This is a genomic window from Deltaproteobacteria bacterium, assembly GCA_020845895.1.
Classification (GTDB): Bacteria; Lernaellota; Lernaellaia; order JACKCT01; family JACKCT01; genus JADLEX01.
In genome coordinates, this window is record JADLEX010000011.1 from 42,593 (window position 1) to 51,770 (window position 9,178).

10 protein-coding genes are annotated in these 9,178 nt (G+C 62.2%); 7 read left to right on the top strand and 3 right to left on the bottom strand.

Annotation, left to right across the window (positions count from 1 at the left end; translation table 11 throughout):
• Positions 1-2 precede the first annotated feature (2 nt).
• The 3 genes from IT350_01275 to IT350_01285 all read left to right on the top strand — a co-directional run bounded on the left by IT350_01275 (position 3) and on the right by IT350_01285 (position 1,673).
• Positions 3-635: a hypothetical protein gene (locus IT350_01275; protein ID MCC6156651.1), complete on the top strand. Its 633-nt coding sequence runs from the start codon at positions 3-5 to the stop codon at positions 633-635.
• Between the two features lie 28 nt (positions 636-663).
• Positions 664-1,239, top strand: coding sequence for a hypothetical protein (locus tag IT350_01280; protein ID MCC6156652.1), 576 nt, complete (start codon positions 664-666; stop codon positions 1,237-1,239).
• A gap of 119 nt (positions 1,240-1,358) precedes the next feature.
• Positions 1,359-1,673: a hypothetical protein gene (locus tag IT350_01285; protein ID MCC6156653.1), complete on the top strand. Its 315-nt coding sequence runs from the start codon at positions 1,359-1,361 to the stop codon at positions 1,671-1,673.
• Between the two features lie 6 nt (positions 1,674-1,679).
• Here the strand turns inward: IT350_01285 and IT350_01290 are convergent, their stop codons facing one another.
• Both IT350_01290 and IT350_01295 read right to left on the bottom strand, forming a co-directional pair.
• Positions 1,680-2,255, bottom strand: coding sequence for a hypothetical protein (locus IT350_01290; GenBank protein ID MCC6156654.1), 576 nt, complete (start codon positions 2,253-2,255; stop codon positions 1,680-1,682).
• Positions 2,256-2,344: 89 nt separating this feature from the next.
• Entirely contained in the window at positions 2,345-3,046 is a 702-nt protein-coding gene (locus tag IT350_01295) for a PilZ domain-containing protein (GenBank protein ID MCC6156655.1), read from the bottom strand.
• Between the two features lie 194 nt (positions 3,047-3,240).
• Here IT350_01295 and IT350_01300 point away from each other — a divergent pair, with 194 nt between their 5' ends.
• Complete coding sequence (locus IT350_01300; GenBank protein MCC6156656.1) at positions 3,241-3,939, top strand: TetR/AcrR family transcriptional regulator; 699 nt, start codon at positions 3,241-3,243, stop codon at positions 3,937-3,939.
• A 199-nt stretch (positions 3,940-4,138) separates the two neighbouring features.
• Positions 4,139-5,113: a hypothetical protein gene (locus IT350_01305; protein MCC6156657.1), complete on the top strand. Its 975-nt coding sequence runs from the start codon at positions 4,139-4,141 to the stop codon at positions 5,111-5,113.
• A 54-nt stretch (positions 5,114-5,167) separates the two neighbouring features.
• Here IT350_01305 and IT350_01310 read toward each other — a convergent pair whose 3' ends face one another.
• Positions 5,168-7,090, bottom strand: a complete 1,923-nt coding sequence (locus tag IT350_01310) for a motility associated factor glycosyltransferase family protein (protein ID MCC6156658.1) — start codon at positions 7,088-7,090, stop codon at positions 5,168-5,170.
• 190 nt (positions 7,091-7,280) lie between these two features.
• Between IT350_01310 and IT350_01315 the strand changes: the two genes are divergently transcribed.
• A complete protein-coding gene (locus IT350_01315) occupies positions 7,281-7,634 on the top strand; it encodes a flagellar protein FlaG (protein MCC6156659.1) in 354 nt (117 codons plus the stop codon).
• A 169-nt stretch (positions 7,635-7,803) separates the two neighbouring features.
• The coding region (gene fliD, locus IT350_01320) for a flagellar filament capping protein FliD (protein MCC6156660.1) at positions 7,804-9,178 on the top strand (1,375 nt) is incomplete at its 3' end.

Consider the following 9,178-nt stretch of genomic DNA (forward strand, 5'->3'; position numbering starts at 1 on the left):
TCATGCGGAATCGAGATGAGGACATTCGGGACGAGCCGGTGGGCCAAGAGGACCTCGACGGACTCGACGAGGCGGAACGGGCGCTGCTGAAGGATCTGTCGCCGGACGCGCTGCCCGACCCCGGCGAGGCGTACTTCGCGGCGCTCGGTGCTCGGGTCATGAATCGCATCGCCGCGATCGACGATCACGACGCGTCCTTGAACGCGCGGCCCTCGTGGCGGCAGGGGTTCTTCGACGCTTTGAGAGTCCGGCCGATGGCGTTTGGAATTCCGGCTGCGGTCGCCGTCGCCCTGGTGGCGGTGCTCGTGGTGCGCCCCACCTCGCGCATCCCCGGGCTCGACTGGGAGGCGCTCGACACGAACGCGGTCGCCGCGGAGGCGAAGCGGCTCGACCCATCCCGCGCGCTGATGATGCCGAGCGATCTCGACGCGTCGGGGACGGGTGAACCGGCCGCCGAACTCGAGGATTCCGCACTCGACATCACGTTCGATTTCGACGACATCGACGCGACGGTCGCGGGCGTCGCGCCGCCGTTCGTACCGGTAACGGACCTGTCGGGTGCGGCGCTCTCCGACGAGGAACTGACGGAATTGCGCACGCGCGTGAGCGAGGCGCTGGATTCGCTGAAAATCTGACATCGATCTTTCAGGCGAGGAGACGACGATGAGAACGAAATCGAAATTTCTGGCGGGCGCTCTGATGGGAATCGTGGCGCTGGTGTTCGCGGCGAACGCGGCGGTCGCGCAGGACGATGGCGAGGATCGCGATCGCGTCTGGAAGCAGATGGAGACCATGCGGATCCTGAAGCTCACCGAGGTGCTGGAGCCCAGCGACGAGCAACTCGCGAAGATCATCCCCGTCGTGAAATCGTATGCCGAGGCGCAGCGGACGAAGATGGCCGAGCGTGATGCGATCCTTCGGGAGTTGGAAGGGATGGGAAAGACGGGCGCGAGCCCCGAATCCACTGCGGTTCGGGCGAACATCAAAAAAATTCTGGAGATCGAAAACGCCATGATGGGCGTTCGGCGCACGCACTACGATCAGATGGAAAAACTGCTCGACGCCCGCCAGATGGCCCGCTACATGCTCTTCGAAGTGCGCTTTCACGACGAGGTGCAGGGATTCATGAGCGACCTGAAGCGTCGCCACGATCGACGAATGCGCCGTTACATGCGCGGCGGACCGGGCGGGGACGGCGAAGGGTCGCCCGACGGCGCTCCCCCACCCGAACCGAAGTGAGTCAGCGCCGCCTTCGGAGCCGGTCGACGAATCTTGCCAAGTCCGCGAAAAAAGGCGAAATTCGGTCGCGTGATCGGCACCACCTTGCAGGCACATCTTTTCGTCGTCATTGAGGCGTGATGGACAAGGTTCTCGAGCAGCTCGAATTCTCGTTCTGGGACCGGCTTGCCATGGGCCGGGTCGAGCCGTTCGGGATGCATTTGTTCGAGCTCATCCACGTCGTTCTCTTCGCGGTGATCGTGCTCTGGATGCTCAAGGTCATCCTGAACACGCTCGTGCTGCTCAAGAGGCCGTCGAAATCCGACTTGCTCAACCTGCCTTCGTCGCTGCGCGTCGAGCGCGTGCAGTGCTCCAGTTGCCAATGGATCGGCCACTTGCCGCTTCGCGGTCGCAAGTGTCCGTCGTGCGGCGGCGACAGCTTCGTCGCCCCGTAATCTCCGTCAAAACTCCACGCGGATGTACACGGCCTGCGGCACGAGCTGGTAGGTTTCGTAAAAGGTCTCCAAATCCAGATTCTCCGCATCGAGGACAAACTCACTCGCCGTGGGGTCCGTGGACCACAAATCGGGCTGCTCGCCGAACGTGGAATTGAGCGTCCCGGCGCGAAAGTCGCGTCCCAAAACGAGCGATCCGCGAAATCGGTTGCTCTCAACGCCGAGAATTGGGGCGCCGCCGGAAATCGGCCGAAAGAAAAAGTCGCTGGAAAGCGCCGGCTCCGCCGGTTCGTTGGTCGGTTCCGCGGCGCTCGCGGGGATGGGGGGCGCGTCGAATCGGTCACCGCCCGAAAAACTCCAACGGAGAAATTTTTCGAAGGAGGACTGCGAGTCGAGAATCGGTCCGCTCCACGAACGCGGCAGAATCCCGATAAATTTTTTCGTGACCGCGAACAGCCGAATCGGTTTTTCCTCTTCCTTTTCGTTCGCCTCGCCATCGTCCGCTTTCGAGTTCGAGGCGAACGCGATGATCGCGAGAGTGCCGAGCGCAAGGACCACAATTCGAAGAGAGCGCGTCGTCATGCGGCTTCAGCTCGGCTCGTTCGTTCGGCCCGTCGATCCAGCTCGCATTGTCCCGAATCCGAGCCCGATCCGGCCACGTCTTGACGCGATCAGGGCTCGTCGACCTCGATCTCGATATCGATCTCGGGCGGCTTGGGAATGTCCGAAGGCCAATGGAAGTGGAACAGGGATTCGAGCTGCTTGATGTAGTCGGCGAACCGCTCGGCGTCGCCGGATCGGAACGAAATGATCTTCACGCCCGCGCCGTATGGATGATCGAAATCGTCGGCGTCGCATTCGAAACTGGTGACGACTTCGACGAGGCAGCGCAGCGGATCGAGCAGTCCCGAGCCCTGCAAATCGACCTCGTACTGCGCGCCGACCGGAAGCGGCGAACCGGTGCGGATGTACAGCCCTTCGGCGGAGATGTCCTGTGTGGCCGCGTCGAGCAGATCCATCACGTCGTCGTTCGACACGACGAGCGAGTCCGCGAAGCGCCGGTGCGCGCGGCGTTCGTACTCGCGGCGCATCAGCGATTCGATGTAGGCGCCATACTCTTCCGGGGGATTATTGAGACGCACCCCCAGATGCCAGCGGTTCCGGGAGAGCTTGGGCAATTCGCGACGCCACACGAGATGACCGGCGAGCTTGAGCGTCTTGTGCTCGGGGACGTTGAGGGAAATCGCGAGCGCGTCGCCCAGCGCGATGTCGCGATTGCAGGTCATCCCCATGCCGCCTTTCGCGACGTCCACGATGAACCCGAGAAACTGGACATATCCATGCTGGACGACGGCCAGGAGGTTCTTGGACACGCGAACCTGACGACGATGATCGGAGCCGGACATCGACAACCTCAACGAAAAAGCAATGGCGATTGCTTAACCCAAGCGACCGGTGGTGGCAAGAACGGACGGCGTCCGTCCGGAACAACCCCGCGTTTTGATCGGGCGTTCGGATTTGAACGGATCTTCAAAAAGTCTTTACAGATCCGGGCAAGTCTCCGAATATGCCCATTCCGAACCGGCGGGCTGCCGGTTCGCGGATCGACGGGTCCTACGAGATGCCCAAGACCACGTTCGGCCAGTTGCCCGATCGGCAGAAGAAGAAAATCGTGCGGGTCTGCACGCGACTGTTCGCCACGCACGGCTACGCCCACACCAGCCTGAAGATGATCAACAAGGACCTGCGCGTCGCCGACGGCTATCTCTACTACTACTTCGACGGCAAGGAAGACCTGACGAAGTGGGTCATCGATCGCGGTTTGGAGATCGCGCAGGAGCACTTCGAAAAGCACGTCACCGAAAAAAAGCCGGAAGGTCTTTACGAATTCTACAAGCTCGCCGTGCTGCAGGGCGTCCGGTTCATCCGCGACTTTCCGGACCTCTACGGGGCGTATTCGCAACTCGTGAACGAGCCGAATTTGCCGCTCGCGGACTGGCTGGCCGAGAAGATCGCGTGGATCGACGGCTACTATCGGGAAGCGATTGATCGTGAAGTCGAACAGGGTCGCGTGCGCTCCGACCTCCCGCCCAATCTGGTCGTGATGCTTCTCGACGTGGTCAACACGCGAATCCAGGAATTCGTCTTTCGGCCCGAACTCGACCCCCTCGGCGTGGCCTCGATGGAAGAAGACGCGCTCGCGGAACTGGTTGACAAACTGATCGCCGTTTTCCGGCGCGGCCTGCGCCCCGCGTCGGGTGCGTGAACGATCCAAGGCCGTGGAAAAACGGGCGTTTCGAAGGCGCTTCCAAAGGTTGACGCTCGTAGGGAAACCACGTTAAATCACGCGGGCGCAACGGGTGCGCGTTTCGCGCCGTCGCCCGCTCAACGTCGGCATGAGACCCGGTGATCGGTATGAGTTTCGGTGGGAAATGAGTCCGCTCCGGTCGGACGAGGGGGATTCCGTGGCTTTTCGTATCGAGAAATGCGTGTCGTTCCGCGTGACGCTCGCCGCGATCATCGTGGCGGTCGCGGCGGTGTGCGTTCTTTCCGTAACCGCCGACACCGCCGAGGCGCAGGTTCTGAACCCGAATCGTCACGTCTACGACAAAAACATCTACTACTTCCAGCCGCCGTCGGACGGCAGCGGTCTGATCGTCACATGGGGTTCGGAACCGATCGGCAACTTCGGCATCCACGCGGGCGCAATGGTCGACTACGCGCACCGGCCGATGGAATACACGGACCCGCAGGACAAGGTGAAAACCGTCATCTACAACCAGACGGCGGTCAACGGGATGTTCGGCGTCGGCCTGTGGCACGCGATCAACGTCAGCGGGGCGTTTGTGCAGGTGCCGTCGCGATCATTCAATTCGCGCTACCAGGACATCTACGAGTGGAAGGAAGCCGTTACGGGCGACGCCCGCGTCGCGGCCAAATACATGTTGTTCAACCGGCGCGAGGACGGCATGGGCATCGCCCTCGTCGGCGAACTCGGAATCCCGACGGGCGAGGAAGAAAACTTCGTCTCCGACGAGCAGATGACCTTCCTGCCGCGCCTCGTCATCGACTGGGGCAACGAGTGGTACACGCTCGCCCTCAACGGCGGCTACAAGCTTTACACGGAAGAGATCGACGGCGGCCTCTTCCGGATTCCGACCGGCAACGAATTCGTGGGCAGCGCGGGCGTGACCTTCCGCATGTTCCGGGTGCTGGAGCTCGTCGGCGACTACCAGATGCGCATGTACGAGGGCGAGAGCGACATGTCGAAGGCTTATATGGAAGCTTTCGGAGCGATCCGTACCACGTTTTTCGTGAACAACCCGCTGCGCTTCACCTTCGGCGGATCGGCGGGGCTCACGGACGGCGTCGGCACGCCGATTTCGCGCGTGTACGGCGGATTCAGCTTCTTCTTCCGGGAAATCGGCAGGCCGCGCTGACGCGATCCCAAGTCCGCGAGTCAAGAAGCCCCGGCGACGGATCGTCGGGGCTTTTTACATGCGCTCACGCAATGTTTCGAGCCCGGCGAGTAGCCGCGTGGCGCCGACCTCGAATCCCTTGTACAGCGCGGCGGTCTGCTTGAGGTTCATGATCGCCTGATTCTCGCGCGAGAGCCCGTCGTATTCGAAGACGGTGTTCGTGAGCAACAGGGATGTGTTGCACAGCGGCGTGAGCAGCGCGTCGAGTTCGCGCGCGACGGGAAGCGCCACCCGGTCGGCCCGCTCGCAAGCGGCGAGTGCCGCCTCGATCGCTCCAACGCGTTTGGCGGGTTTCTTCAGGCGGGACGACGTCTTTTCGAGCACGGCCAACAAATCCGTCGAAGCCTTCAGGAGATCGCGCGTTCGTTCGATTGCGTGCCCGAGGCGCCCGAGAAACGCCTCTTCGTCGAAGGACTTCGCCGCGGCCAGCGATGCGATGCGATCGGTGAGATTTGCGTCCAGGGTGGGGAGCGTCGCGAGCACGTCGGCCAGAGGACGGTGGACGAAGCCCGCGATGTGCGCTCCGCCCTCGGTGCAGTTGTAGGCGGTGCGCCCAAGGCTCGTCACGGCCGAGACATTTTTCTCGAACCACATGAGGTAGTTGCGAAAATTCGCCCGCGTGAGAACGCGCTCGCCGTGCCAACCGGGAATCCAGGAGAATCCCCGACGCGACAACTCTTCATCGTCGTTCAGCGACTCGCGCACCGCGTCGGGCACGTCCTGGCCGGGCAGGGCGCCGACGCCCGTCGCGTGCATCGCCCCGTCCGGAGAAAATGCGAGATCCTGTCCAACGAGGATGACGGGGTCGCACCCCAGATGCGCGGCGAAAGAGAACGCAGTCGTCGCCACGGACCCGCCGACCGCGATCTCGTCTCCCTTTCGTTCGACGGCCTCGGTAAGCCAGCCGAAACTCGCCGGCCGCCCCGTGTACCCGAACTTCGCGCGAAACGGCAGCTCCCAGAGCGCGGGGAAGGAATTCAGGTTCAGGACTCCGAAGGTCTTCGGAAGAAATTCGACGCCCTCGAACTGAAAACGAATGTCGTTGCTCTCAAGGGCGACCGCGAAGTCGGCAACGATTCCGAGGCGGTCGAGCTTTTTCAACGCCGTGCCCACCGCGATCACCAACACGCGGTCGCGGTGGGCGGCCAGATGCGTGATGTTGTGGTCGAGCGATGGTCCCGCCGCGACGATCACCGCCGGGATGCCGCCGAACCGGTCGAAGAGTCGTGCGACGCCGGCGCTGCGTGCGTATGTCGGGAAATTGCGCACGGCATAGTCGAACCAAGTCCCCATCTTCACGAGCATCGTTTGCGAAAGCAAAAATGAATCGTTGACGAGCGTATTGATGCGCGCCTGAAAGTCCGCGTATGCCTCGGGATACGCCTTGGGATAGGCCGGCGCGGGGATGACCGCGAGATTCGGCTCCATCCGTTCGCGAAAATTCATCTGAAAGTAGAACTTGTCCAGGCGCGTCGTGAATCGGATACGTCCGCTTCGCGCCGATTCGACGAAGTCGTTCGTCCCGAGCGTGGCGGACAACACCCGTGCGTCGGGTTCGTAAACGTACACCTGCTCGAATCCCGCATCGAGCGCCGCCCGTGCGAGATAACCGCCCGCACTGCCGAAGACCGCGCAGATGGGCGCGATGTCGCCGCTGATGCCGGCGCGGTACTGTCCGATCGCCGTTTCGGCTTCACGTCGCGGCTCGTATCGGCTGCACAGCCAACGCCCCGACGCGACAACCGAATCTTGGCCCGACCGCGTGGGGACGAGACGGACGTCGTCATCGGGAGGCGCCAAAGCGCGAAGGTGATCCGCGGTCACGATATCCGCGGCTACGAGCGCATCGAGATTGCGTCGAAACAATCCGTGGTCGAAATACGCGGTCGGGCCCGAGCCGGGTGCGTCGTTCACGCCTGGGGCGGAAGGTTCCGCCATTCGTCCTCCGGGAAAAGGTCCGTCAGGGCAAACATCATAACGCCGGGATCCAAGCGCGCCATAGATGGGGGAGAATCCGGAAGATTCGTGATCGCCAACGACGCGCGGTCGTTGCTTTTCGGCTCAAGCTTTGGAACTATACTTCCGATAAACCGGTTTGGGAGACCATAGCCGGACAAGGAGGTGGGCTATGATGATCGATAAAGTGAGCATGGTCACACCTTTGAGCCGGGCGCAACACTTCGGGCCGAAAAGTGCCGAAGACAAGGATGCGACCGAGGAGCAGGTGAAAGATGCGGTAAAACCGGCCGCGTCGGAGCCAAAACCGGAGACTCGGGGCGAGTCGGACGTGAAAAACGTCGAATTCGCGGTCGGCGATCTCGCGGTTTCGTTCGAGATGGATCGGGAGATCAACCGCGTGGTCGTGACCGTGACCGACAAGGAGAGCGGAGAGGTGATCCGCGAAATTCCCGAGGAAGAGGTTCGGGAACTGGCGAAGCACCTCGCCGAGGTTTCGGGAAAACTGCTGAACCGGACGGTCTGAGCGCGAACCGTTATGCCTGAACGCGAACCGTTGTGTCTGAGCGCGAACCGTTGTGAGGGATGAACGGTCGGCTCGCAGTGATGAGCGGATCACCGAGAAGGACGCGCAGCCCGCGTTGCGGGAAACGCGAAACAGCGGCACGGACGCCTGACCGGGAAAGAGGACGCCAATGTCGGGAGTGGGACTCGTCAGCGGGATCGACACCGCGACCCTGATTGCGCAGTTGATGGCCGTCGAGCGCAAGCCGCTCGTACGCCTCGAAAAAGCCAAGTCCAATCGCGAGGCGCAGCTCACGGTCCTGTCTGACCTTCGGACAAAGCTCGACAGCCTGCGCTCCAAGGTCACGTCGCTCAAAAGCGCCACCGCGTTTTCCAAGATCAACGCGAGCAGCTCCGACGAGGATCTCGTCACGATCAGCGCGACGGGTGCGGCGAGGACCGGCAGCCACACGATCAAGGTCGAGCAACTCGCGCAGGCGCACCAGAGCGTGAGCCAGGGGTTCGCGTCGTTCTCCGCCGCGATCGGGCAGGGGACCTTCCGCGTCAGCATCGAAGGCGAGGACCACGACATCACGGTCAACTCGTCCAATGCGACGCTGTCAGGCCTTCGCGACGCCATTAACGCGGCGGATTTCGGAGTCACCGCGTCGATCGTCAACGACGGCGGCGCAAATCCGTATCGACTCGTGCTCGCGTCGGACGAATCCGGCACCGAATACGCGCATGCGATCAGCCTGGTCGGATGGAGCGGCACGAGCCCGACGTTCACCGACGGGCTTGCGGGAGCCCCCGGTCAGCAGGCGCAAAACGCCCTGTTCGAATTCGACGGTCTCGATGTCGTGAAGTCGTCGAACGAGGTCGACGATCTGATCGAGGGCGTCACGGTCTTTTTACACGACATCGACACCGAGAAAACCGTCAATCTGCGCTTCACGAGCAACACCAGCGCGGTCAAAAAGAGCATCGAGGATTTCGTTTCGGCCTACAACGAAACCGTGACCTACCTCGACGGCAAACTCGGCACGGATTCGATGAAGGGAGATTTCACCCTTCGCCGCATCAAGAGCGAGCTGTCGTCGATCATTTCGAACGGCAATCCGAACACCGGCACGGACTACAAGCTGATGTCGCAGATCGGCGTCAGCCAATCGAGCGGCAAGCTGGTGATCGACGACGAGGATCTTCAGGAAGCGCTCGAAGACCACTTCGACGAGGTCGTGAAAATCTTCACGACGCAGGGCACGGCCACCGACTCCAAGGTCGGCTACGTCAACAGCACGTCAAAGACCGCCGCCGGCACGTACGGCGTGGTCATCACCGGCGTGGGAGCGAACCTCGCCGGCACGATCGGCGGGTACGCGACAACCCGTTATTCCGAAAACCTGCTGATCGGCGCGACCGGCACGCCGGTCGAAGGACTGATGGTCCGGTTCGATGGCGACACGCCGGGAACCTACGGAAACATCACCGTCGGCGTCGGCGTGATGGAGTCGCTGGAGCGCCGGCTTTCGAGTTACACGTCGTATGCCGACGGACTGCTGAAAA

Coding starts and splice junctions, on each gene's coding strand:
- IT350_01290 (MCC6156654.1), bottom strand. CDS start 2,255: ATGACGACGCGCTCTCTTCGAATTGTGGTCCTTGCGCTCGGCACTCTC.
- IT350_01275 (MCC6156651.1), top strand. CDS start 3: ATGCGGAATCGAGATGAGGACATTCGGGACGAGCCGGTGGGCCAAGAG.
- IT350_01315 (MCC6156659.1), top strand. CDS start 7,281: ATGATGATCGATAAAGTGAGCATGGTCACACCTTTGAGCCGGGCGCAA.
- IT350_01310 (MCC6156658.1), bottom strand. CDS start 7,090: ATGGCGGAACCTTCCGCCCCAGGCGTGAACGACGCACCCGGCTCGGGC.
- IT350_01285 (MCC6156653.1), top strand. CDS start 1,359: ATGGACAAGGTTCTCGAGCAGCTCGAATTCTCGTTCTGGGACCGGCTT.
- IT350_01300 (MCC6156656.1), top strand. CDS start 3,241: ATGCCCATTCCGAACCGGCGGGCTGCCGGTTCGCGGATCGACGGGTCC.
- IT350_01280 (MCC6156652.1), top strand. CDS start 664: ATGAGAACGAAATCGAAATTTCTGGCGGGCGCTCTGATGGGAATCGTG.